The organism is Alphaproteobacteria bacterium (assembly GCA_016699735.1).
In the GTDB taxonomy this organism is placed as follows: Bacteria; Pseudomonadota; Alphaproteobacteria; order Micavibrionales; family Micavibrionaceae; genus JAGNKE01.
On record CP065008.1, the window covers coordinates 1,844,586 to 1,869,309 of the forward strand.

Genomic DNA, 24,724 nt, shown 5'->3' on the forward strand with positions numbered 1-24,724 from the left:
TGGATTATCCTTAATTACTCAATATGTATAAGCCTGCTGCGGTGTGATCACCAGATCCAGCCGTACGTCATGGGTATCGGTCGGCAGGTTGAACAGGCAAGCCTGTAGCGCATACCCCGCACCGACTGCAAGTACTGTCTTGCGCGAACGTAAATCCGCCAGCGTCGCATCATAATACCCGCCGCCATACCCCAGACGATAACCTCTCCGGTCAAACGCCAGTAACGGCACAATCACCACATCCGGCTCCACGCGGCGCGTTCCGTCATTCAGCGGCGGATGCATGACCCCGAATGCCCCCTTGACCAGCGAATCCCGCCCGTCCCACGCCGCGAATGTAAGGATTTTGGAGTCTTTTTCAACCACCGGCAGGCATAAAACAGACCCGCGCTTGAGAATCTCCTCAATCACCAAGCCGACATCGAACTCCCGCTCCTTGGGCCAGTAAGCGGCGACAACAGTTTCCGGCTCAAGGGGGACGTGCTGAAAAAACAGGGCCGTAAAAGCCTCCAGCGCATCGGCGTCCGCGCTCATCCCGGCCCTCTGCCGCAGCGCTTCCCGCCGCATCTCGGCCTTTAACTCCGCAATCTCGCTCAACTGTCCCTCTCGTAAAAAGGATATAAACGCTTTTGCGACAGTCTTAAGCTTGGGCAAGGCGCGAGGAGCAAAGCGTACAAATAAGGTACGCGAACGACGAAGCAACGCAGCGCAAGCTGAAGAATGGAAGCAAAAGGTGCCGCGAAGGCCGTGTACGTATGGTATCCGCCGTGGTCCTGTTTCAACAGGTGGGCGCCATATATGCGGGATCCCCCGGCGAACCGGTCAATCCTGCACAGGGACAGCTCCCGAACGAAAGATTATCGACCTCCGGGATAAAGCCGTATCACGCACCCCGCAGCCCGCTAGCTTTAACACGTAAAGCATAAAAAATCGAAGGAAAAACTAAGCTTTCTGGATGCGCTCGGCGATATGCTCGATCTTCCCGGCCAGATGGTCCAGCGCCTGCACGACGAACAGCTCCTCCTGAACGAGGGGGCGGGGCGCCTGCCCGGAGGCGATCTCCCGCAAACGGGCCGAAAGCTGGTCGTTTTCGTCCTCGAACTCGCCCAGCATGGCCTTGGAATCGAACAACTCGTCCGCCAGCACAAGAGCCGTAAGGACGAACAGATGAGCCTCGCTGCTGGCCGCCCCGGCCTGAGCAATCTCCTTAAGACGAGAATCCACGTACCGCGCCAACTCCTTGAGGCGGTCCTCCTGCCCGGGATCACAGGACAGGCTGTAGCCGCGCCCCCCGATATGTACGGTGACTTCAGACATGGCCTAGCCCTCCTCTGCTAAAAGCATCTCGACCGTGGCAATCGCCCGGTCGATCCGTCCGGCCACGAAATCCACGTCAATCACATTGCCGTCCGACGCGGAATCAGCAATCCCGCGCTCCTCGGCCAAAATAAGGGCTGAATCCCCCAGCCGGTCGATGGCCTCATCCAGCCTGATCAAAGCTTCCCTGATTGCGGACATACGTTCCCCTCGCCTAAAGAATCACTGCAAACCAAAACATGAATGAGACTGAGTATGAAGCGGCGTAAAAAAGGGTCAAGACACCCCCTGAAAAAATAATCATTAAACCACAGGAAAATGAAAGGGGACTCTTGACCTAAGCGCTATGGAAAGGCATTTTACACGCGGATTTACAGAAAGGGCACGGGTGCAGGCGGATATGAGCAAGACAGCAGTTTCCAGGCAACCCCATAAAATGACAAAAATCGATCTGAAACAAATGTCTAACGCCATACGCGCCCTCTCTATGGATGCTGTGGAAAAGGCCAAATCAGGCCATCCCGGGATGCCGATGGGTTTCGCCGATATCGCCACGGTGCTCTATACGAAGTTCCTGAAATTCGATCCCGCCCACCCGCAATGGCCGGACCGCGACCGCGTCATCCTCTCGGCAGGTCACGGCTCGATGCTCCTGTACGCCCTGAATTACCTGACAGGTTATGAAAAGATAACCCTGAACCAGATCAGGAATTTCCGTCAACTCAACGCAATCACGGCGGGCCACCCCGAAGTCCAGCCGGATGCAGGGATAGAAACGACGACCGGTCCTTTGGGCCAGGGGTTCGCCAATGCCGTCGGCATGGCTCTGGCCGAACGCATACTCAACGCCCGTTTCGGCAGCGACCTCGTGTCCCACCGCACCTATGTGATCGCCAGCGACGGCGACCTCATGGAGGGGATCAGCCACGAGGCCGCCTCCATGGCCGGACATCTGAAACTCTCAAAATTGATTGTCCTCTACGATGATAATGGCATCAGCATCGACGGTGGAACAGACCTCGCCTTCACTGAAGACACGCCCGCCCGCTTCCGCGCCTATGGCTGGAACGTCGAGTCTGTAGACGGCCACGACTTCGCGCAGATCGAATCCGCAATAGCCGCAACTCAGACATCCGAAAAGCCCAGCCTCATTTGCTGCAAGACTCACATCGGTTTTGGCGCACCGACCAAACAGGACAAGGCCTCCTCCCACGGCTCCCCGCTCGGGATCGACGAAATCCGCGGCGCCCGCGAAAACCTCGGCTGGCCGCACGATCCATTCGAGATTCCCGAAGACATCCTGCACGCCTGGCGCCATGCCGGCCGCCAAGGCGGAACATCGTTCCTGCATTGGACCGACAAGCATAAAAATGCAAAAGACAAAAAGGCTTTCGATGCCGCACTCTCAGGAGAAACGTCTGATATCGTCGCACCCCTGATCGCGCAGCTTAAAAAGAATTTCGCCGCCGAAAAACCTATAATTGCGACGCGTCAGGCCTCTGGCAAGGTTCTTGAAGTACTCGTTCCGGCCCTGCCCGCCCTCATCGGCGGTTCCGCAGACCTGACGGGATCGGTCAACACAAAGGTTGCGTCCTCCAAAATCGTCTCGTCAAAGGACTACAACGGCAACTACATCTATTACGGCGTCCGTGAACACGGCATGGCCGCCGCCATGAACGGCATGGCCCTGCACGGCGGAATCGTCCCTTACTCGGGCACCTTCCTGCAATTCTCCGATTACTGCCGCCCGTCCATCCGCCTGTCCGCCCTGATGAAGCAGCGCGTGATCTACGTGATGACGCACGACTCCATTGGCCTCGGCGAAGATGGTCCCACGCATCAGCCCGTCGAACATCTGGCGTCCCTGCGCGCCATCCCAAACCTCTATGTTTTCCGCCCCTGCGATGGCATCGAAACGGCGGAATGCTGGGAACTCGCCCTGAACGCAAAAAAAACGCCGAGCATCCTGTCCCTGACCCGCCAATCCGTACCCCCGGCCTGCGAGGACCGTGCCGAAAACCTCAGCGCAAAGGGCGCATATATATTAAAAGACACCGGCGGAGAGCCTGAAATCACGATCTTCGCTACCGGATCGGAAGTCGGAGTCGGCCTCGCCGCCTTCGATCATTTTGCTGCAGAGGGCCATAAAATCCGCCTCGTGTCCGTCCCTTGCCGCGAACTCTTCCTTCAGCAGGAAGACGGCTATTTCGAAAGCCTCGTCTGCAATTCCAGCATCAAGGTCGCCATCGAGGCCGGAGTCCGCCAGGGCTGGGAAACTTTCATCGGAGGACACGGGATTTTCGTGGGAATGGACAGGTTTGGCGCATCCGCCCCGGCGGAAACCCTCTACAAGCATTTCGGCATCACCCCCGAATCCGTCATTGAACGGGTCGGCAAAGTTTTGGAACGCAGGAAAAAATAAGAAAAACGGAGAGTAAATATGACCCTCAGGATCGCTATCAACGGATTTGGCCGCATCGGCCGCCTCGTCTGCCGCGCCATCTACGAAATGGGGCACGACGACATCGAACTGGTCGCCATCAACGACCCCGGCGGCAACTTCTTCCCGCTCCTGAAATTCGACTCGGTTCATGGCCGAGCCCCCTTTACGGTCGAGCGCTGTGGCGATGACGGCATTAAGATCAATGGCCGCCGGGTCTACCGCTTCCGTAGCCGCGAACCGGAAGATCTTCATTGGGGCGACCACAATGTGGACATTGTCATGGAATGCACCGGAAAATTCAACGACCGCGAGGGGGCATTGACCCACCTCAAGGCCGGCGCCAAAAAGGTGCTCTTCTCAGCCCCCGCAAAGGGCGAGGACATCACCGTCGTTTACGGCGTCAACCACAAGGATATCAAACCCGAGCATACCATCGTCTCCAACGGCTCCTGCACCACCAACTGCCTGGCACCCCTCGCTTATGTTCTGGACAAGGAAATCGGCATCGTAAGGGGCTTCATGACCACCATCCACGCCTATACCGGCGACCAGAATATTATCGACGCCTCCCATAAAGACCCCTACCGCGCCCGCGCTGCCGGAATCAACATGATCCCTACGACGACCGGCGCCGCCAAAGCCTTGGGGGCCGTTCTTCCGAATCTGGCCGGAAAGCTCGACGGCGTGGCAATCCGCGTCCCCGTTCCTAACGTCTCGCTGGTCGATCTGAAATTCGACGCCGCCCGCAAGACCACGGTGGAAGAAATCAACAACGCGGTCAAAAAATATGCCAACGGCGAATTGCAGGGTATCCTGAGCTACTACGAGGAACCGCTCGTTTCCAGCGATTTCAACCACGAGCCCTATTCCGCCAATTTCTCCGTCAACGGCACGAATGTCATCGACGGCACCTTTGTCCGCGTCATGGCCTGGTACGACAATGAATGGGGATTCTCCTGCAGGATGGTCGATACGGCGCTGACGATGCACAGGGCAGGATACAAATAATTTCCTTTTTCATCAAAACTTTAAAAGAATATTTCAAAAATAGTGTTTTTTTTCGTTGACTCAAATCCAAAACTGGATAAGATTGTCAGTTCTAAACCGTTCTCCGTGGCAAAGCTGGTTCAAGATTCGTCTTGAGCCAGCTTTTTAGTTTGTCCGCCCGGAAACTTCTCGGAACGCCGCGCTCACCTAACAGATTGATGATAAACAAATTTTACAGGAAACAGTTTACGCGCCCCGCAGATTGACCGTATAGTAAGACCATGACGATATTCAGGCAGCAGGCAAAACGGGCGATGACCACAAGGGGCCAGAAGGCCTGCCTTGTCATCGACCATCTTGTGGAGGCGCTGGGCAACGACCCCTCCTCCTCCCTGCGCCGCGCCATGATTCTCAACGATATCGACCAGCACAAGGGCACGACTCAGACCGAAATCATGGCCCGGCTGGGAATCGACAAGTCCACAATGAACCGCGAAATCGAATGGCTCTTCAATTACGGCTGCATCATGCGTCAGGAGTCCGAAGACGACGGACGCGCTAAACCATTGGAAATATGCGGTTATTCCAAGCGGGCCTTAGAATCGGGCCTTGATTATTTTCAGGGCAGTCATCAGAATTTGAAAAAATTTCTGGAAGGTGTTACAAAGATACTAAAGCAGGATAAACCAACCCTGCGTGATGCGCGGATTATCGCAACCCTTTACGAAAAGGGAAGCGCCTCCAAGGCAGACGTGTTGGACAACCTGTATAACGGGCCTGCAACGACAGACAATAGGGCTTACAACAAGCTCGTAGACGAAGGGGTAATAAAAAGTGGATCGACTCAATCCTAAAACACACGTTGATTTTCATTATCTATGCGGCGAGGTCTTTGATGGCCAGCCACGTCCAAGCCTGACCAAGGACTTCGGACTGACGAACGTGGCCGAACTGGCCGACTTCGTTCACTCCGGCCCAGCGGCTCCCGGCCATTAAGACCGTCAATTTCTTTCTTGTTCTGTAAACCGCTTTTGGTTATACCATGGGGGGCTTTCTGCATGGAAAGCCGCATACAGGCGGCGCTTTGCCTGTAGCACAAGGAACACGAGTAACAAGAACAAGAAAAGGACGAAGCCCCATGTCTGCCACGACCGCGATCAAGAAAATGCCCGGAGCAAGGGCAAGCGCCTCCCTCTCACCCGAGGTCAAAAGAATCATTTCCAACTACGAAAACGAAAACGCAGGCGTAAAGGGCAACCTCGTTCGTATGCTGAACACGGGTAAACTGGCCGGAACGGGCAAAATGGTCATCCTCCCCGTCGATCAGGGCTTCGAGCACGGCCCCGCCCGCTCCTTCGCGGTCAACCCGGACGCCTACGACCCGCATTATCATTATCAGCTGGCCATCGAAACCGGCTGTAACGCTTACGCGGCCCCCCTCGGTCCGCTTCAGGCCGGAGCCGACACCTTCGCGGGCCAGATCCCGACGATCCTGAAATTCAACAGCTCCAACAGCCTTGATACCGCCAAGAACGACCACAATCAGGCCGTGACCGCCTCCATCAAGGACGCGCTCGAACTCGGCTGCTCCGCCGTTGGTTTCACCATCTACCCCGGGTCCGACCAGCAATTCGGTATGTTCGAGGAAGTCCGCGACATGATCCGTCAGGCCAAGGAAGTCGGCCTCGCCTCAGTTGTCTGGTCCTATGCCCGCGGTTCGGGTGTCACGAAAGAGGGCGAAACCGCGATGGACGTCATCGCATACGCCGCCCACATCGCCTGCCTGCTCGGCGCCCACATCGTCAAGGTCAAGCTGCCCACCGAACACATCATGCAGAAGGAGGCGCAAAAGGCCTTCGATCAGGCCAAGATCGACGTCAGCACACAGACTGCCCGTGTCCGCGAAGTGGTCCGCTCCTGCTTCAATGGCCGCCGCATCGTCGTCTTCTCCGGCGGCGCGACCAAGGGCGAGGACTCCGTATTCGACGATGCCAAGGCCATCCGCGATGGCGGCGGCAACGGCTCGATCATCGGCCGCAACGCCTTCCAGCGCCCCTGGAACGACAGCGTCGCCCTGCTCGACAAGATCATGGATATCTATAAGAACTAAAGACCCCACAGGGCTTTTTTATATGAATCACGGCATCCCCGCGCAAGCGGGGATCCATTTTTGAGAACATAAAGCCGTATGAAGAAACGCCAACTCACCGCCATTCTAAGCGCCCTCCTGTTGCTTATCATTTCCGCGCTGGCAGCGCAGTGGCAGGAAAAACAGCCCTCTCAGCCCATCAGCTATTCATCCCTGACTTATGAAGAGGGTGTCAGTGTAAAACGAGCAAATGAAGATTCAATCCGCCTGTCTGAAAAGCGCATCAAGCACATCCTCTATGGCGATGAAAGCGGCGGCGGCCACAAACACGGCCAGAATAAACCCTGCAAAAGCGAATTCCCCGAAAATTGGAGCGATGAAAAAATCATCTCCACAATCAACAAAATCGCCTCCGACGAAACGACAAAATGGAAACAGCAGGACAACGGTAATTTCGTAGCAAACGCCCGCGAGGAAAATCTGAAAATCCGCATCGTCCTCAACGAAGATAAATCACAGATCATCACCGCCTACCCGCTCAACGTCCCCCGCAACCCCTGCCCCCTGAACGCCAAAAACGATTAAACCTGCACGGGAGCCCACAACACCTGCGAAATCTCCTCCGCACCCGTCGCCAGCATGACCAGCCGATCCACCCCCATCGCGATTCCCGCAGATTCCGGCAACCCATATTCCAGCGCCCTGAGAAACTCCTCATCCGCCGGATAGCTTTCGTTATAAAGCGTCTTCTTGAGCGCCATCTCCTCGACGAATCTCTGCCGTTGCTCCGCCGCATCCGTCAGCTCGCTGAACGCATTCGCCAGCTCAACCCCGCAGACATAAAGTTCGAACCGCTCGGCATAGCGCGGGTTCGAGGGTTTCCGCCGTGAAAGCGAGGCCAGCGATGCCGGATAATCATAAAGAATCGCCGGAACCTCCGCCCCAAGATACGGCTCGATCTTTTCCGCCAGCACCGCAAAGAACAGATCGTCCCAGCGGTCCCCGACAGCAACACGGATGCCAGCCTTTCGGACAAGCGCCGCAAAAACCTCCGTATCCTCAAGCACCTCATCCAGTGGGATTCCGGCATAATGGGCGAAGGCATCGGCCACGGAAATCACTTGCCACTCCGCAAACGGGTCGCAGACCTTATCCCTGTAGGTGTAATTCTGAACTCCCAGCGCCTGGGCAATATGCCGCAAAAGCACGGTGCAATCCTCCATAATCGCGGAATAATCCGCCTGCGCCCGGTACCATTCCAGCATCGTGAATTCCGGGCTGTGCAGCCGTGATCCCTCGGCATTGCGAAACACAGGACACATCTGGTAAAGCCGCTCCACCCCGGCCACCATCAGTTTCTTCATATCGAATTCCGGGCTGGTCTGCAGGTAAAGCCCCTTAGCGGGCGTCAGATCGGGATTTTTCAGCAAAGTCTCAAACGCATGGATATGCGTATCCATGACCGGGCAGACCTGCAGAACCGGGGTGCTGACCTCCAGAAACCCTCGGGAGTCAAAAAACCCCCGCAAAGCCCGCACAATTTCAGCCCTTTTCTCCAGAAAAGGCCGCTTTTTCTCGAATTCGTGCGGCTGCCACCACGACAAGGAACACCCTCCCGGAGGATCAAAAAACACTTGCAATCAGCCAGACTTAACGTTAAAAAGCCTCTTCGTTCAAGGTGAAATGCGCGATTAACGCGAAAACAGGAATTTTACAACAGAAAGCCCAGACTATGAAGGCCGATACGCACCCCGATTACCATGAAATCACCGTCGTCATGACCGACGGCACGGAATACAAGACGCGCAGCACTTACGGCAAGCCCGGCGCCGTGCTCAAGCTCGACGTGGACCCCCTCTCCCACCCCGCATGGCAGGGCGGAACCTCCAAGGTGATCGAAAAGGGCCAACTCGACAAATTCGAAAGCCGCTACGGGAGCTTCCTCTCCTCTGGAGCAGGCAAGAAGAAAGACTAAGCCGACCTTCCGCTATTCCCAGCGAAAAGCCCCGCTAAAGGGGCTTTTGTGTTTCGGGAAGATCAGCCCTCAAACCGTTGGCCGCTCGCCCCCCAATCGGCGGGAGAATCGGTCCCGACATCCGGTGCCAAGGCCACCATATGCTGCACCTCGTCCGAAACCTCAAAGGCACCGCCGGATTGCCTCGCCATTTCGCGCAGGAACCCCGCCTCCTGTAAACCCAGCTCGGCATTGACCTCCGCAGGGTTCTCTTTTTTCTGCCAGTAATCTTGTGGGCTGAGCCCGTCGACAACCACGGTCTTCCCCAGTAACCCGCGATCGACATCTTCGGGAATTTGTTCCGTCCCTAATCCGGGATAATTTGGAAAGATAACCATCACATCGACGTCGGGATCGTTATAAAAAAGCTGCCCCAGCGACTCGTTCGCCGGAAACGGACCTTCATTGCGTTCTTCCATACGCTTCCAGCCCATCAGATGCGCCCCACCATACGGCACGACATACACCTCCGCCCCGGTCTCTGAAAGATGCCGCTTGATCCGGCTATGCGCCATGATATTGCGAAGACGCATACCCTCAGACTCATTCCCCGGAATCGTCTCTCTTAGAAGATGCCGTGCGTGTTTTTCCACCAGCATCCGTGTCGCCGGATCGCTCTGGTCCAGATTGCCGTCCCCGTCCGGCGATCCCGCTACATCGACGGCCTCGACAGGGATATGATGCCGGATACAATAATCCATGACATTACGCCGGGTCACGGGTGCGCCCGGCGCATTTTCATACTGAAGATAGGCCTCCGGCAAAGTCTGTATGGCCACAACCTCCCGATCGTCACGGTCGCGCAGAAGTATATCCATAAGATTATGGGACCGTTCGATCCCATGCGCGATCTTTAAGTTGGGGTCGGCTAGCCGTGCCGCTTGCATGGTAATTTGCGGAAGGAGAACGTGCGAAACCACATGATGAACCTCTCCCGTAAGAATGACGAGAGGCTTATCACCCTTACGCTCCCGGATCAGATCCGCCAGTTCATCCATGACAGGACGCACGTCATGCGAACCATCGGGCACGGAAATGAGCGGAACGCCCTCCGCATCCGATACCCCGGCAAACACCCCCCTGATTGTTTTTCTCATGGCTTAAAATACAGGAGTTTTAAGAAGAGGTGCAAATTTTACAAATTTATGGGATTTTATTCCGCCTCTCAGAGCCGATCCCGGATATCGCGCAATTTCTTCAGCCGCATTTCAAGCTCCTCCAGACGCTGCCTTTGCTCCGCCACAATCTCCGGTGGCGCATTCGCAACAAAACGTTCGTTAGAGAGCTGCTTATCTATCTTGGCCATATCCTCTTCGACTTTTTCAATCTCCCTCTCGATATTCTTCTTTTCCTTCTCAACGTCGATAAACCCCGCAATCGGCAGGATAAGGATCGTTTCATCGACAACGATCTGGATGGACCCATGCGGAGTCTGCGAGGCAACTTCAATATTTTCAATCCGCGCCATCCTCTGGATGATCTCGGCATAATCCTTCAAACGCCTCTGAATGTCCGGCGAGGGCTCCTTGACCAGCAGCGGGATCTTCGCTCCGGCGGGCACGTTCCGGTCCTTGCGGACGCTGCGGATTTCGCTGATGGTCTTCAGCAGCCACTCCATATCCGCCTCGGCCTCCGGCCTTGCCGGCAAGCGATACTCCGGCCAGTCGGAAGCGATCAGCCTCTGCCGCTCCGTATGCTCGTCTATCGCCGCATAAATTTCCTCGGTGATGAAAGGCATGAACGGATTGAGAAGGATCAAAATCTGCTCAAGCACCCACGCCGTCGTCCTGCGGATTTCCCCGGTATGCGGCCCGTCCTGTTGCAGCAAAGGCTTGGTAAATTCCAGATACCAGTCGCAGAACGTATAAACAAAACGGTAGATCGCATCCGCCGACTCATTGAATCGGTATTCGCCAATCGCCTGATCGATGGCCGCCTGCGCCTTCCCCGCCTGCCCGATGATCCACTGATTGGGAATAAAAACCGCAGAGGCCGGATCGAACCCGTCATGCCGCAGGCAGTTATTCATCTCGCAATAGCGCGTGGCGTTCCAGATTTTGGTGGCAAAATTCCGGTACCCCTCGATCCGCTCTTCGGACAGACGCACATCCCGCCCCTGCGCCGCCATCGCCACCAAAGTAAAGCGCAGCGCATCGGCGCCATATTTCTGCGTGATCTCCAGCGGGTCCATGACATTGCCCTTGGATTTGGACATTTTCTGTCCCTTCTCGTCGCGCACCAGCGCATGGACATAAACGGTGCGAAACGGCACATCGCCCATGAAATGCAGCCCCATCATCATCATCCGCGCCACCCAGAAAAAGATGATATCGAACCCGGTAATCAGAACGTCGGTGGGATAATAGCGGCTCAGCTCCGGCGTCTTCTCCGGCCATCCGAGCGTCGAAAACGGCCACAACGCGGAGGAAAACCAGGTGTCGAGAACATCCTCGTCGCGCTTGAGTTCAACTTTGCGCCCGAATTGCTTTTCAGCCGCCGCCAGCGCCTCCTCTTCTGTTTCCTCAACAAAGACGCTCCCCTCAGGCCCATACCACGCCGGAATCTGATGCCCCCACCACAACTGGCGCGAAATGCACCACGGCTGAATATTCCGCATCCACTGGTAATAGGTGCTCGTCCAGTTTTCGGGCACGAAGACCGTCTTCCCCTCCTCCACTGCCTTGATCGCGGGCTTGGCCATCTCCGCCGCATTCACATACCACTGGTCGGTCAAAAACGGCTCAATGATCGTGCCGGATCGGTCGCCGTAGGGAATAGCATGAACCACATTCTCCACCTCGGCCAACGCGTCCATTTGGTCCAGCTCGGCCAGAATTTTTTTACGCGCCGCAAACCGCTCCAGCCCTCGATACCCCTCCGGCGCATTCTCATTCAGATGCCCGTGCATATCGAACACGCTGATCATTGGCAGGTTATGGCGCTTGCCGACTTCAAAATCGTTAAAATCATGCGCGGGCGTAATCTTGACCGCCCCGCTGCCCTTTTCAGGGTTGGCGTATTCATCCGCAATGATCGGGATCAACCGCTCGACAATCGGCAGCACGACGAATTTGCCGATCAAATGCTTGTAACGCTCATCGTCGGGGTGAACCGCCACCGCCGTATCGCCCAGCATCGTCTCGGGCCGCGTCGTCGCCACAGTAATATACTCCGCAACCTCCCCTTCGACCGGATAGCGCAGATGCCACATATGCCCTTTCTGCTCACGTTCCTCCACCTCAAGGTCGGAAATCGCGGTCAGGAGCTTGGTGTCCCAGTTGACCAGCCGCTTGTCGCGGTAGATCAGCCCTTCCTTGTAAAGCTGCACGAAAACCTTGAGCACGGCCTGCGACAAACCCTCATCCATCGTAAACCGCTCGCGTGACCAGTCCGGGGTTGTACCCAGCGCCCGCATCTGCCGCACGATCGTCCCGCCCGACTCTTCCTTCCAGTCCCAGACTTTTTGTAGAAAATTCTCGCGCCCCAGTTCCCGGCGGGAGGGCAACCCCTCCTCCTGCAATTTACGCTCGACCACCATCTGCGTGGCGATCCCCGCATGGTCCGTCCCCGGCTGCCAGAGTGCGTCGCGCCCGCGCATCCGGTTATAGCGGATCAGAACATCCTGCAAAGTTCCGTTAAGGGCATGACCCATATGCAGCGAACCCGTCACGTTCGGCGGCGGCATCATGATGGTATAGGGGACAGCATTACGCTGCGGGTTGCAGGAAAAAACCCCCGAAGCCTCCCACTCGTCATATTGACGCTTTTCGATATTCGCGGGATCGAAAGTCTTGTCCATAGTACAGCCTACCCTTGTCAAAAATCCCTGCGATCATAAGGGTTTTGGCAAAGAGTGCAAGACGTCTATATGCACTGAAATTTCAAAAGAGTTAATCCTGGAGGACGCGGTTGGAGACCCGCTCCAGCTCCTCGCGCACAAGGCGATCAATGACGGCGGACAGATGCTGATTGAGCCAGCCCCTCAAGAGAGGCTTGAGTTCCTGCCGTACGATATCTTCAAGTGTCAACTGGCTCTTGCCCATAGCCACTTTGCGGGCCAGATCGGATATCGCGTGATAAGCCTCTTCTTCCGCATGATGAGAAAGTAAAGTATCCATGCTTTCTTCAGGCTCGTAGGGCTTGATTTTTTCCTCCAGCGCATCCCGCAAATCGACCTGCATGGGTTGCTTGCTGATGGCCTCCTCGACCACGGCTTGCATTTCTTCGACGATAGGGTCTTCCGGCTCCGGTTCGGCTTTCTCGGTCAGAACAAGAACCTCTTCTTCAGCTTCTGGTTCTGGCTCCGGCACAGGGATACTTACAGGAGGCGGGGGTGGCGGTTTAGGGGCTTCCTTAACAGCAGGAGGTGGGGGCGGAGGCGGAGGTGGGGGCTTCGCAACCACAGGTTCCGGCTCAGGGGCGGCCACAGGCTCATCCTCCGGCGTATCCTCATCCGAAATAATCCGGCGGATCGAATCCAGAATCTCTTCTATGGACGGATCGTCTTCGTTTTTCTTTGCGTCAGCCATGAGGGTAGGTAAAGAGAAGGAGGAAAGACATAAATTCTCTACCAGTCTCTTACATTAAAGGCAAATTGTCAAAGCCAATCACGCACTTCTGGACACTTTTTATGATAAAGCCCGCAAAGGAGGCGTTGTCGATATTTGCACACGAAAAATAAAAGCAATCAGAAGACGAACGCGGACGAAGGTGCAAAACCCGGAAGATACGAAGCATCGGCTTCAAACAGCGAACGGGAGGAAATATGCCCCCCCTCCAGCTTTTCGGCCAGAACGGCGCAGCCCAAAGTCTCCCCTGCCCGTTTGACGATCCCCGCCAGCCGCCCCCCGGGGGCAAGCTGCCCAAGCAGATTCTGGGGCAAGGCATCGACGGCGCCGTTAAGCAGTATAAGACTGTAAGGCGCATGGGCAGGCGCCCCCGCACGCAACTCCCCCTCCGCCGCGATAATGTTGGGACAACCGAGCTTCTCCCAGTTTCGAGCGGCCTTTTCGAGGGTCTTCTTGTCATCCAGAGCCACAACGCTCATCACCAGCGGCGAGAGAATGGCGGATGAATAGCCCGTCCCCGCCCCGACATCCAGCACCATGTCCGAAGGCTCGAGCCGGACGGCCTGCAAAAGCTTCGCAAGAGTCATGCACTCAATCATGAAACGCCCCTTACCCAAAGCGACGGCGCCGTCGCTATAGGCAATCCCGCGCATCTTGTCGGGAACGAAAAGCTCCCGCGGAACACTCATAAAACTTTGTAGCAGCCCCGGAGAAAGCACTCCGGCGGTATGGATCTGGCAATCCACCATATTCTCGCGGGCTTTTTGATAATCGGCGGTCATGAGATTTGAAAAATCCGAATAATTTTTAGGCGAATATCTCAGGGACGTTCTACCCCGCCCGCCCGCGCTTGGCCAGAGATTTTTTGAAAAGAAAGGCTTTTATGACCGGGGATATTGACTTGCCCCCCGCTTCTCCTCTAATCATACCCCTTACCTTTTCTGGCTCCGGCGCGGTGGCAGAGTGGCCATGCAGAGGACTGCAAATCCTCGTACCCGGGTTCGATTCCCGGCCGTGCCTCCATTTTTCCATATATCAAAGTATATTCCCATTGAGTCTATGCGTATGCTAATCTCAAGCGCACATCAGGCTATATTTCGAGACTGACTCACGAAAGGATTGAATCATGGGTGATAGTAAGAAGAACACGGCAGACTTTGCCATGAAACTGCTCTTGGATTCTGATACGAGGGAAACAGAACTCGACGGCTACAGAAAGGAAAGAGAGGATAAGGAAAAGCAAAGAAAAATAGAAAAAGACAGTACTGTTTATAAAAAAAACATAGATGGGCTTGAGGTTGAATATACCGTCAAGAATTACCCTTATGGAGCGGCTTTTACTGTCCGTATAGAAGGCCAGGAGTACAGCATCGGCTGGGACAGGGATAACGGCCCTGGCAAAGAACTCTCTATTGAAAAGGCAATGAAGCAGGTACCCGCTGAAAAGAAACAACAGTACGAATCCATTTTCCGAGCCATAGCTCTGAATTAATAAACAACCCTCTAACAGCCTGATGCAGCCAACCTTAAGGAAAATTAGGAGGGTTCAAATCTCGAATACGGCGCACCGCCTTGATGCAGCGCGAGAATATCGTTCACGGCTTTTGTGTATTTGACCGCGTAGTTATTCAAACCCATGGCCCGCAGCAATTCAGCCCCATGCTCCGCACTTATTAAAAGCACGGCCTGAACTCTTGGATCGTTCAACGGCTCGACGCCCGCAGCAAACGCCTTGGCATCCTTGTGAGCGCTCATGGTCTTGTTGACAATAGGAACCGCCTGCTGCTCCAACTGTTGCAGCGAGAACCCGGAATATTTCTTTTTCTTGTCCATGATCCTGTCCATCGCCTCAAGAATGGCGGGCGAAGTATAGTAGTCCTGACTGGCCTTCAAAGCGACTTCAAGCGTGCGGACATTCGAAAAATGCTTGAGAATAGGCAGCACCTCCGTCCCGTAACGCTTATAAAGGGCAAAGGTGGCAAACGTATCCGCGAACATCTCCTTTTCAAGGCCGCTGACCGTTCCCGCCTTGTACCGATCGATATTCCGTATCGCATGAAGATGGTTGCCAAGCTCATGGTAAAAATCGCTCCAGAATCCAAAACCCTCCGGGTAATTCAGCGGCGGGTTGGGCAAGGGAAAGCCCGGCCTTTTTGCAACGGAACCCCACATAAGTTCCTCCTGCTTGGCCGGATCGAACGAATCCGCAACATCACGAATAATAATCGCGCCGTTGATGGTCCCATCATCGCCGGGAAAAGTACCGACAAGACTGGAGTGGTTCGCTTCCATCGCCTCAGTCAACCGCGGGAGACAGAACTCTGCAAGGTCAGGAGAGGCGGCATAATACCCGGACACGACCTCCTTCAGGCTGCGCGGATCGTTATCGAAATAGAGCGCCAGATGCCCCGTGAGATGCGGAAATTCGCGCTCCAGCTCTTCATAAGCCTCGCGGTAAAGTTCAACCAGACCACCGTGCGAAACCGCATCCCCGAAGATATTAATATTAGTCATAAGAGAAAGGATGGCACAACCCGGAAACCCCTGTCAATAAAGGCTCAAGGGCACCGCACTCCCTTGAGGATGCTTGACAACCCGCAGAAGACGCGGCATAAAAACCCCCTGATCTGTTCCTCGATAGCTCAGCGGTAGAGCAGGTGACTGTTAATCACTTGGTCCCAGGTTCGAATCCTGGTCGAGGAGCCATCCCCCCCCCCCTAACCGCCCGGCTTTCAAACGCTTTCCAGACTAAACTGCCAGACTAAACTGCCAAACTAAACTGTATGTGTAAGTACAGAAAAAGGCGCCGGAATCCTTGTTCCGGCACCCTTGATTTTTCAAAGCAGCGGCTTTGTCCTATGCGGCCAGATCAAACCGGTCGGCGTTCATAACCTTGACCCAGGCGGCGACAAAATCTTTCACGAACTTCTCCTTATTGTCGTCCTGCGCATAGACCTCCGCATAAGACCTGAGGATCGAATTGGACCCGAAGACCAGATCAACCCGCGTCGCCGTCCATTTCACCTTCCCGGTCTTGCGCTCGACGATCTCATAAAGACCGTCCGCTGAAGGCTTCCAGACATTACCCATATCGGTCAGATGAACGAAAAAGTCTTGGGTCAAAGCCCCTTCGCGGTCCGTAAAGACGCCGTGCTTGGTGCCGCCGTGGTTTGTTCCGATAACACGCAAGCCTCCGACAAGAACCGTCATTTCACAGGCGCTTAAGCCCATAAGCTGGGTGCGGTCAAGCAGCATCTCCTCGGCACTGACGGCATAGCTCTCCTTCTGCCAGTTCCGGTAGCCGTCGGCCAGCGGCTCCAGCGGATTGAAAGACTCCGCATCCGTATACGCATCCGTGGCATCGCCGCGTCCCGGCGCGAACGGCACCTTGACATCAAAACCTCCGGCCTTGGCCGCTTTCTCGATACCAAGATTCCCAGCCAGAACGATCACGTCAGCCACGCTTGCGCCCGTCTCCGCCGCGATTTTTTCCAGAACCGAAAGAACCTTGGCCAGACGCTTGGGCTCATTCCCGGTCCAGTCCTTCTGCGGCGCAAGACGGATACGCGCACCGTTTGCCCCGCCGCGCATGTCAGATCCGCGGAAGGTTCTGGCGCTGTCCCAAGCCGTGGTAACCATTTCACTGACACTGAGCCCGCTGGCCTCGATCTTCGCCTTGACCGCCTCTGCGTCATAATCCTTGCGCCCTGAGGGCACAGGATCCTGCCAGATCAGATCTTCCTTCGGCACCTCCGGCCCGATATAGCGCACTTTCGGTCCCATATCGCGGTGCGTCAGCTTGAACCAAGCCCGCGCGAAGACTTCCGAGAAATAGTCATGATCCTTATAAAACTTCTCCGAGATTTTCCGGTATTCCGGGTCCATCTTCATCGCCATATCCGCATCGGTCATAATGGGATTGTAACGGATGGAGGGGTTCTCGACATCGACCGGCTTGTCTTCCTCCTTGATGTTGATCGGCTCCCACTGGTTCGCGCCGGCGGGACTCTTCTTCAACTCCCACTCGTAATTGAGCAGCAGGCGGAAATACCCGTTATCCCACTTCGTCGGATGAGTAGTCCAGGCACCTTCGAGTCCGCTGGTCACCGTATTGCGGCCGATGCCGCGCTTGGTATGGTTGATCCAGCCAAGCCCCTGCTCCTCAATACCGGCGGCCTCAGGATCGGGCCCGAGCAGGCCCGCATCGCCGTTCCCGTGACATTTCCCGACCGTATGCCCGCCCGCGGTCAAAGCGACCGTCTCCTCGTCGTTCATGGCCATCCGCCCGAAGGTCACGCGGATATCCTGCGCGGTTCGGAGCGGGTCCGGCTTGCCATCAACGCCTTCCGGGTTCACATAAATAAGCCCCATCTGCACGGCGGCCAGAGGGTTTTCGAGAGCTTCGCTGCCCTCGCCCTCATAGCGGTCCTTGCCCAGCCAGTTTTTCTCGGCCCCCCAATAAACATCTTTCTCAGGATGCCAGATATCTTCGCGGCCAAAGCCGAAGCCGTAGGTTTTCAGTCCCATGGATTCATAAGCGGCATTTCCGGCCAGAATCATGAGATCGGCCCAGCTGAGTCTGTTGCCGTATTTTTTCTTGATCGGCCACAGCAAACGTCGAGCCTTGTCAAGATTCGCGTTATCGGGCCATGAATTCAGCGGCGCAAACCGCTGGTTGCCCGTTCCCGCGCCGCCGCGCCCGTCGGCCAGCCTGTAAGACCCTGCGGCGTGCCACGCCATGCGGATCATCAACCCGCCGTAATGACCCCAGTCCGCCGGCCACCATTCCTGGCTGTCGGTCATAAGATCGACCAAATCCTTTTTAAGCGCCTTATAGTCGAGCTTCTTGACCTCATCACGGTAATTAAAGGCCGAACCCATGGGATTGGTCTTCGTGTCATGCTGATGAAGGATGTCGAGATTCAGGGTTTTGGGCCACCAATCGATATTGGAGACGCTCGCAACCGTATTGGCGCCGTGCATAACCGGGCATTTATTGGCATCGCCCATATTTTTCTTTGCTGTGGCCTGACTCATGATTTCTTCCCTTTCGTGGTTTCAGGTTTCTGACAATCGGGGCAAACGCCCCAAAAAACAACTTCGGCTTCCTCGACGACAAAACCTCGATAATCCGTAGGCTTCAGACACGGCGCGGCATCAAGACAGTCTGTATCAGCGACAACGCCGCAATTTTTGCAGACCAGATGATGATGATTGTCGTCAATACGCGCCTCATACAAAGAAGGCTTCCCCTTGGGCCTGATCTCCCGGATGATGCCGTGATCCACCAACGTATTTAGATTATGATAAATCGCCTGCTTCGAGGTCGTATGAATGCGCTTCTTGACGGTTCGGAAGATCGTGTCTGCGTCGGCATGCGGGCAGGCCTCGATAGCCCCTAGAACTGCGAGACGCACGGGCGTAAGATGCAACCCGGAATTCTTGAGAATATGCATATGCTGCGCGTTCATGATGGAAGAACTATAGAAAAAAAAATTTTTGAATCAATCAAATTATTGAATAATTAAAAAAATTTTATTGTTATTTGACAGCCGTTAAGCCTTTACGTATAAGCCACAAAAACCAAACGGAGAGAGTAAAATGGACATATCCCAGATCAGCATCGGCCAGAACCCGCCGGAAGACATCAACGTCATCATCGAAATCCCGCAGGGCGGCCACCCGGTAAAATACGAGATGGACAAGAAATCCGGCGCCATGTTCGTGGACCGCTTCCTGCACACCTCGATGATCTATCCCGGAAATTACGGTTTCATCCCGCACACACTCTCCGAGGACGGCGATCCGTGCGACGTGATGGTCGTGGGTCAGTCTCCCGTCGTTCCCGGCGCGATCATCCGCTCCCGCCCTATCGGCGTTCTTCTGATGGAGGATGAAAAGGGTCTGGATGAAAAGGTGCTAGCCGTTCCGGTCGATAAGCTCCACCCTTTTTATTCAAAAGTGAAATCCTATGTCGACTTGCCCGAAATTCTGACGGAACAGATCGCGCACTTCTTCGAGCATTATAAGGATCTCGAAAAAGGCAAATGGGTCAAGAACATGAAATGGGCTGGCCCCGAAACCGCGCACGAAATGATCACAAAGGCCATCGAACGGGCAAAAGAGAAGTAAGGGATGCAAACCTTTCTGAAAGGCACCGTTCTGTTTTGGCTCGGGCTTGCATTTCTAAGCCTGTCAGAACCCGCCCGCGCAGCAGAACAACCCGTCTATCACGTCCCGCCCCAGAAAATCGCCACCTATATCGCGGGCAAAAAGGGGCGCAAAAGAGCCTTGATCGTCTGGGCCTCCTGGTGTCCCTACTGCCGCAACGAAATGCCCAACCTGGTCAAGATCGAAAAGGAAAAGCCCGGCTCTCTGAACCTGGTATCCGTGGACGAGGACTTTCAGGATCTCAGGAACTACCTGAACCGCGCCGGCCCCCTGCCCTTCAGGATCATTGTGGTGAAGGACACCCCCGGCCAGTCCCTGAACAAATCCCTCGCCACGCTGAACATAGCGCCCGTGAAGGGCTACCCCACGGCGATCTATCTCGATGAAACCAACAAGGTGGTGCAGCAGGGCGGTTTAGAGATCGAACATTTACGCACCTTCATTTTTGGTGCAAAAAATTAAGCACTCTCCGGCGGCAAGGGCAAAATCACCCGCACGATCAACCCCTGCGGAGAATGATCCGCCAGTTCAACCCGCCCCCCAAGCAAATGGGCAAAATTCCGTATAATCATGAACCCCAGACCGCTTCCGGCCTTGTTCTTGCTCCGCGACGCATCGGCGCTGTAATAGGGCTTGAAAACCTCGGACTTCTCCGCATCGGGAATCCCGCAACCGTCATCGGCAAAAAACAGATACACCTCCTTCGCCTTCCTTTCGGCAGAAATCTCCAAAGTCTTGGCATAACGCGAAGCGTTGGAAACGATATTCTGAATGATCCGCTCAAGAAAAACCGGATCGGATCGAAAGGAGAGGTTTTCGGGTATCCCTTTCAAGACGACCCGGAACGCCTCCGTCTCGAACGGAAGGACAACCTGTCTGAGAAGCGCCGGAAAATCGACATCCTGATAACTAGGCCTAAGCGCATCCTCGCTGCGGGCATAAAGCACCATCTGGTCCAGCGTCCGGTTCATCGCCCCGATATCGTCAAACGCCTTTTCCCGCTGCGCCTCCGACTCGATATAATCCATCCGCAGCGAAAAACGCGTCAGGATTGTCTTAAGATCATGCGAAAGCGCCGCAATCATCCGCCGCCGCTCCTCCAGCAAACCCGTGACGCGCGCCTGCATCGCGTTGAACGCGTCGAACGCATCCCTGACTTTTCCCGATCCCTGAACGGGTATAGGAATGAACGACCCGTCCTTGGCCAACGCCTCCGAAGCCTTTTGCAGCGCCAGAAAAGGCTTGGTCGTCACCCGGAAAATCCAGAACGCCAGCAGTACAATCAAAAGGGACGACACCGCATAAAAAACGATAATCCGCGACAGCCAGTAGGTCAGAACGGACGCCGCCTTCGACTGAAGAATAAAGCTGCGCCCGCCTTTAGGGTCTTCGACAAGGATAATCAGGTTCCGCAAGGCCAGAGAGGGAAGGCTTTCCGCCTGCTCCTCCCCCGTCCAGTAGGCGCGTACCTTGGGAACAGGGTCCGGCGTATCTTCCTTGGAGCGGTCAAAAGCCACCCGGTCCTGCAAATGCCTTTCCAGCAGTCGCGCCGTCCGGTGGGAGGGAAAACGGTCGATAAACCCCTCCGGTGCCGGATAAACCAGGTTGAAATCCGAAAACGGCTGCAGGGAAACCATGACCCCTAAAGAGACTTCATCCAGGGTAAGAACAGTCTCGATGATGCTGGAGATCTGCCCGATCTTTCCCGTTGATTGTTCCGTATCCTGTGCGTTCTGATTGCTATGAACCGCATAGACGATCACAATGGTCTGGACCGTGAACAGCAGGAGAATGAGCATCAAAACCCAATTCACGATCCGGCGGATGCTCATCTCAATCCACCTTGCCCTTTACGGGAAAAAGAACGTAACCTTGGTTCCGCACGGTTTTAATCAGCTCCGGCTTTCGGGCATCCTTCTCCAGCTTCTGCCGCAACCGCCCGATCATCACATCGATGCTGCGGTCATAGGGCATGGCGTCCCGCCCCTGCGTGATATTCAAAAGTGTATCGCGGTCCACGGGCCGTCCCATCCGCTGCGCCAAAGCTAAAAGCAGCGAATATTCCCCGCTCGTAAGTTCGATCGCCGCCCCGCCCTTCGTCCGCACGACCACCATTTCCGCCGTGCGGATAGTATAATCACCGAATGTAATCAGCGCCTGATCGTCCTTGGTTGTTTTCGTCTCGGTCGAACCGCCCTTCCGCCGCATCACCGCCTTGATCCGCGCCAGCAGCTCCCGGCTGTTAAACGGCTTGGGCAGATAGTCATCCGCGCCAATCTCAAGACCGACGATCCGGTCCACATCATCCCCCTTCGCGGAAATCATCAGGATGGCCACATCGGGATTACGCGCCCTGACCTCCTTGCAAAGCTGCAGCCCATCCCGCCCCGGCAACATCACATCCAGTAAAACGACATCATAAGTTCGAGCCGCCAGATGCCGGTCCATCGCCGCCCCATCCATAGCCGTATCCACCAGATAATGCTCCCGCTCAAACACCTTTTTGAGCAGATCCAGCACCTCCAGATCGTCGTCTACCACTAAAACAGAAAGGCTCATCGCATTGAAAATCCAGTGAAAAACACGCCCATCCTCTTAATATAACACGATTTTTTTGCAGAAGAAGTCCCGCCCGCCGATATTTACAAATCGTTACAAAAAACCCCGTTTTCGCAAAACACTGTTAACAGTCCTCTGACATACTGGACCAAGAGTAAGGGAAAGACCCTTTAAGAATAAGGAACAGATCATGACGAAACCGGGCAAAACAAAATTCATTTTAAGCGTACTGGCCACCAGCGCAATCTTGGTGACAGCGATCGAAACAATGCGCCCCGGTCAGGTTCTGGCAAAGGCCGTAGAAACCGAAGGGGTAAAAATACCCCCCGCCTTCGCCCTCGCCTCCGGTGATATCGACGGCTTCCGCAAAATGGCCGAGGAATTTATCTGCGGCGAAAAGCGCGTCGATCTCCGCAACCGCATCATCAACGCCGTCGATTACATTGTGGACCCGGTTGAAAATCAGACCGCCCTGCTCGACGAAGTCCGCGCCAAAGCAAACGAAAACGACAAGGTCATCCAGACCGCCTGCACCAGCTACGGCGCCTTGGGCGAAGATTTCCTCTCGATGATGGAAAAACGCCGCCTCGTACTCACCACGGCCCTGCAGGTGATGGACAGCATACAGCCTTCGGTCAAGGCCTTCTACACCAGCCTGAACGAGGAACAGATTGCAAGACTGAAAGCCGTAGCACCCCCGGCCATTGCAAAAAGACTTTAAGACGGATAACCAATCTTTAACACTGAAGGAGAAAAACAATGCGTACCAAATTTTTTAAATCGGCCCTGAAAGTCGCCCTGCTCTGCGGTGCGGTGATGGCTCTGGAAAGCGGAGTCGTCCTATCCGACGCCCACGCCAAGGGCTTCAACCGCTCAACCAGCGCCAAGGGCTTCAAGGGCAAAACCGCCAAAGCCGACCGCAAGGTAAAGGCGGAAAAGGGCAAGGGTTATAACCGCGAAAGCAACGTCACCGGCCCCAACGGCAAGACCGGCAAGAAATCCGTCGACGGCAAGTGGGACAAGGAAAACAAAACCCTCGACCGCTCCGTAACCGGTTATAACGGCAAGCAGCACACCACCCAGACCAAGGTGGACAAGGAAAACAAATCCATCAACACCACAAGCTCGAACGGCGGCTCTAAATCGACCACGTTCGATAACGGCACAAAAACCACTTCGTATACCAACAAAAATGGCAAGACCGGAACCAAAACCACAAGCGCATCCTACGATCAGGAGACAGGCGTCGTGACCACCACCCGCAACGCCACCGGCCCGAACGGCAAGACCGGAACGAAGACGACGGAAACCTCCTACGACAAGGAAAATAAAAGCCTGAATCGCAGCACGACCGGATACGACGGCGAGGAACGCTCTTCGACCACCACCTACGACAAGGAGAATAAGACGGTCAACACTGACTACTCCAATGGTGGCTCACGCAGCGCCCAGTGGGAAAAGGGCAAGAAAACGACCAGCTACACCAACAAGGACGGCGAAACAGGAACCAAAGAAACCACCTGGACCCGCCAGAACGACTAACCTGTCACACAAACGCAAAAACCGACCCGGTTATTGGGTCGGTTTTTTTATCTGCACGACACGGCGTGAATTACTTCTTGCCAACCGCTTTGGTTGCTTTTTCGGTAATTTGAGCCATCAGAACAACATCGCAACACATGGTTTTTCTCCTTTAGAAGCTTAACTAAAAATCCATCTTTTTATAAAAATGGACACATCACACCGCAATAGTACTAAATACTTGATAGCTGACAATAGAAAAAACAGATATACATAATCAGCCAATGATTACTCCTCAACCTCCGCAGCCAGAAGGGTAGGAATCATGGTCACTAAACGGAACTGTAAGCTGTGCTTGGGCTCAGATCCAGCCGAGTCGACACGAAGATTAAATTCTTTATCGATCAAGTGAAAGCCGGGAACAATACGATCAGTAAGCTTATCGCGTATATCCTTCTCAGGAACGGTGACAAAATAATTATTATCAGAAGTAAAGCCGAAATGTTTTTCCCATAACTCAGCATCGCTGGATTTCGCCTGTTCCCCATTCTCGTTGTAGATAATGACTTTTATGAAAATAATATCAGGGCTGGGCAAAACCGCCTGCCCTTGATTTTCTTTTGACGCAATCTCCTCAAAACGGGAGACACCTTCATCAAAAGTCTTTGTTGCACCCCCGTATACGCCCTTTTCCTTGGCTCCTGAGTAAGATTGCGACAAGGGTGAGTTAATGTCTATATACTCGACAACCATGACTTTCCCTTTTTTTTCAGACAGCTTGAAAGGAGCGCCCTTGCTGTCGATCAGAGACAACTCGGGATAAGGCTGGTTCATCTCGGGAGGCCAAGGCTTCGGAAGGTTTTGGTTGACGACCTTAGGACCAAATATCTCATCGGCCTTTCTTTTACGAGCAACAGCATCAGGATTCTTGTTGAGTTCAAGGATGACAAGAGAAAGAACCAACAGGAGCGCAAGAAAGCCACCCAAAACATAACTTACCCTCGTGGCGTATTTGATTAAAGTTTTGGTATCCATGTCTGCTCACTCTGAGTTAA

25 protein-coding genes, 2 tRNA genes and 1 other RNA gene are annotated in these 24,724 nt (G+C 54.7%); 13 read left to right on the plus strand and 15 right to left on the minus strand.

Going from position 1 to position 24,724, the window contains the following annotated elements; translation table 11 throughout:
* Positions 1-18: 18 nt before the first annotated feature.
* The 4 genes from IPN28_09090 to IPN28_09105 form a co-directional block, all read right to left on the minus strand.
* Positions 19-567, minus strand: coding sequence for a 5-formyltetrahydrofolate cyclo-ligase (locus IPN28_09090; protein ID QQS58585.1), 549 nt, complete (start codon positions 565-567; stop codon positions 19-21).
* A gap of 162 nt (positions 568-729) precedes the next feature.
* Positions 730-904: non-coding RNA, 6S RNA (ssrS, locus tag IPN28_09095), on the minus strand.
* Between the two features lie 38 nt (positions 905-942).
* The gene (locus IPN28_09100; GenBank protein ID QQS56441.1) at positions 943-1,317 is read right to left on the minus strand and encodes a cell division protein ZapA; all 375 of its coding nucleotides are present in this window, start codon (positions 1,315-1,317) and stop codon (positions 943-945) included.
* A 3-nt stretch (positions 1,318-1,320) separates the two neighbouring features.
* A complete protein-coding gene (locus tag IPN28_09105; protein ID QQS56442.1) occupies positions 1,321-1,518 on the minus strand; it encodes a hypothetical protein in 198 nt (65 codons plus the stop codon).
* Positions 1,519-1,753: 235 nt separating this feature from the next.
* Between IPN28_09105 and tkt the strand changes: the two genes are divergently transcribed.
* The 5 genes from tkt (at position 1,754) to IPN28_09130 (ending at position 7,421) form a co-directional block, all read left to right on the plus strand.
* On the plus strand, positions 1,754-3,739 hold the full coding sequence (tkt, locus tag IPN28_09110; protein ID QQS56443.1) for a transketolase: 1,986 nt from the start codon (positions 1,754-1,756) through the stop codon (positions 3,737-3,739).
* Between the two features lie 18 nt (positions 3,740-3,757).
* Positions 3,758-4,768: a type I glyceraldehyde-3-phosphate dehydrogenase gene (gene gap, locus IPN28_09115; GenBank protein ID QQS56444.1), complete on the plus strand. Its 1,011-nt coding sequence runs from the start codon at positions 3,758-3,760 to the stop codon at positions 4,766-4,768.
* 293 nt (positions 4,769-5,061) lie between these two features.
* Positions 5,062-5,601 carry a winged helix-turn-helix transcriptional regulator gene (locus tag IPN28_09120; protein QQS58586.1) on the plus strand — a complete coding sequence of 180 codons (540 nt, stop codon included), beginning with the start codon at positions 5,062-5,064 and terminating at the stop codon, positions 5,599-5,601.
* A 311-nt stretch (positions 5,602-5,912) separates the two neighbouring features.
* Positions 5,913-6,857, plus strand: coding sequence for a class I fructose-bisphosphate aldolase (locus tag IPN28_09125; protein QQS58587.1), 945 nt, complete (start codon positions 5,913-5,915; stop codon positions 6,855-6,857).
* 78 nt (positions 6,858-6,935) lie between these two features.
* Positions 6,936-7,421: an EndoU domain-containing protein gene (locus IPN28_09130; protein ID QQS56445.1), complete on the plus strand. Its 486-nt coding sequence runs from the start codon at positions 6,936-6,938 to the stop codon at positions 7,419-7,421.
* Here IPN28_09130 and genX read toward each other — a convergent pair.
* Positions 7,418-8,440, minus strand: coding sequence for an EF-P lysine aminoacylase GenX (gene genX / locus IPN28_09135; protein QQS56446.1), 1,023 nt, complete (start codon positions 8,438-8,440; stop codon positions 7,418-7,420). The two genes, IPN28_09130 and genX, sit on opposite strands and share 4 nt — an antisense overlap.
* Positions 8,441-8,568: 128 nt before the next feature.
* On the opposite strand from genX, the gene rpmE reads away from it, so the two are divergent.
* A complete protein-coding gene (gene rpmE / locus IPN28_09140) occupies positions 8,569-8,811 on the plus strand; it encodes a 50S ribosomal protein L31 (protein ID QQS56447.1) in 243 nt (80 codons plus the stop codon).
* A 62-nt stretch (positions 8,812-8,873) separates the two neighbouring features.
* Here rpmE and IPN28_09145 read toward each other — a convergent pair whose 3' ends face one another.
* The 4 genes from IPN28_09145 to IPN28_09160 form a co-directional block, all read right to left on the minus strand.
* Positions 8,874-9,947, minus strand: a complete 1,074-nt coding sequence (locus tag IPN28_09145; protein ID QQS56448.1) for a hypothetical protein — start codon at positions 9,945-9,947, stop codon at positions 8,874-8,876.
* Positions 9,948-10,015: 68 nt separating this feature from the next.
* Positions 10,016-12,649, minus strand: coding sequence for a valine--tRNA ligase (locus tag IPN28_09150; protein QQS56449.1), 2,634 nt, complete (start codon positions 12,647-12,649; stop codon positions 10,016-10,018).
* A 91-nt stretch (positions 12,650-12,740) separates the two neighbouring features.
* Positions 12,741-13,379, minus strand: coding sequence for a DUF2497 domain-containing protein (locus tag IPN28_09155; protein QQS56450.1), 639 nt, complete (start codon positions 13,377-13,379; stop codon positions 12,741-12,743).
* 158 nt (positions 13,380-13,537) lie between these two features.
* Positions 13,538-14,200: a protein-L-isoaspartate O-methyltransferase gene (locus IPN28_09160; GenBank protein QQS56451.1), complete on the minus strand. Its 663-nt coding sequence runs from the start codon at positions 14,198-14,200 to the stop codon at positions 13,538-13,540.
* Positions 14,201-14,367: 167 nt separating this feature from the next.
* Between IPN28_09160 and IPN28_09165 the strand changes: the two genes are divergently transcribed.
* Together IPN28_09165 and IPN28_09170 are read left to right on the plus strand one after the other, a co-directional pair.
* Positions 14,368-14,441 (plus strand) — tRNA-Cys (locus IPN28_09165).
* A 103-nt stretch (positions 14,442-14,544) separates the two neighbouring features.
* Positions 14,545-14,910 (plus strand): hypothetical protein, encoded by a 366-nt coding sequence (locus IPN28_09170; GenBank protein ID QQS56452.1) that lies wholly within the window; start codon positions 14,545-14,547, stop codon positions 14,908-14,910.
* A 44-nt stretch (positions 14,911-14,954) separates the two neighbouring features.
* Here the strand turns inward: IPN28_09170 and IPN28_09175 are convergent, their stop codons facing one another.
* Entirely contained in the window at positions 14,955-15,932 is a 978-nt protein-coding gene (locus IPN28_09175) for a hypothetical protein (protein ID QQS56453.1), read from the minus strand.
* Positions 15,933-16,049: 117 nt separating this feature from the next.
* Here IPN28_09175 and IPN28_09180 point away from each other — a divergent pair.
* Positions 16,050-16,124: transfer RNA gene (locus tag IPN28_09180), tRNA-Asn, on the plus strand.
* Positions 16,125-16,274: 150 nt separating this feature from the next.
* On the opposite strand, the gene katG is transcribed toward IPN28_09180, so the two are convergent.
* Together katG and IPN28_09190 are read right to left on the minus strand one after the other, a co-directional pair.
* Complete coding sequence (gene katG, locus IPN28_09185; protein ID QQS58588.1) at positions 16,275-18,428, minus strand: catalase/peroxidase HPI; 2,154 nt, start codon at positions 18,426-18,428, stop codon at positions 16,275-16,277.
* A 23-nt stretch (positions 18,429-18,451) separates the two neighbouring features.
* Entirely contained in the window at positions 18,452-18,889 is a 438-nt protein-coding gene (locus tag IPN28_09190; protein ID QQS56454.1) for a transcriptional repressor, read from the minus strand.
* A gap of 130 nt (positions 18,890-19,019) precedes the next feature.
* Between IPN28_09190 and ppa the strand changes: the two genes are divergently transcribed.
* A complete protein-coding gene (ppa, locus tag IPN28_09195) occupies positions 19,020-19,550 on the plus strand; it encodes an inorganic diphosphatase (GenBank protein QQS56455.1) in 531 nt (176 codons plus the stop codon).
* A gap of 3 nt (positions 19,551-19,553) precedes the next feature.
* On the plus strand, positions 19,554-20,051 hold the full coding sequence (locus IPN28_09200; protein ID QQS56456.1) for a TlpA family protein disulfide reductase: 498 nt from the start codon (positions 19,554-19,556) through the stop codon (positions 20,049-20,051).
* Here IPN28_09200 and IPN28_09205 read toward each other — a convergent pair.
* Positions 20,048-21,421, minus strand: coding sequence for a hypothetical protein (locus IPN28_09205; protein QQS56457.1), 1,374 nt, complete (start codon positions 21,419-21,421; stop codon positions 20,048-20,050). The two genes, IPN28_09200 and IPN28_09205, sit on opposite strands and share 4 nt — an antisense overlap.
* Before the next feature lies 1 nt (position 21,422).
* Positions 21,423-22,148 (minus strand): response regulator, encoded by a 726-nt coding sequence (locus tag IPN28_09210; protein ID QQS56458.1) that lies wholly within the window; start codon positions 22,146-22,148, stop codon positions 21,423-21,425.
* Positions 22,149-22,338: 190 nt separating this feature from the next.
* On the opposite strand from IPN28_09210, the gene IPN28_09215 reads away from it, so the two are divergent.
* Together IPN28_09215 and IPN28_09220 are read left to right on the plus strand one after the other, a co-directional pair.
* Positions 22,339-22,869: a hypothetical protein gene (locus tag IPN28_09215; GenBank protein QQS56459.1), complete on the plus strand. Its 531-nt coding sequence runs from the start codon at positions 22,339-22,341 to the stop codon at positions 22,867-22,869.
* Positions 22,870-22,907: 38 nt separating this feature from the next.
* Positions 22,908-23,690 (plus strand): hypothetical protein, encoded by a 783-nt coding sequence (locus IPN28_09220; GenBank protein QQS56460.1) that lies wholly within the window; start codon positions 22,908-22,910, stop codon positions 23,688-23,690.
* A 267-nt stretch (positions 23,691-23,957) separates the two neighbouring features.
* Here IPN28_09220 and IPN28_09225 read toward each other — a convergent pair whose 3' ends face one another.
* Positions 23,958-24,704 (minus strand): hypothetical protein, encoded by a 747-nt coding sequence (locus IPN28_09225; protein QQS56461.1) that lies wholly within the window; start codon positions 24,702-24,704, stop codon positions 23,958-23,960.
* Between the last annotated feature and the right edge of the window lie 20 nt (positions 24,705-24,724).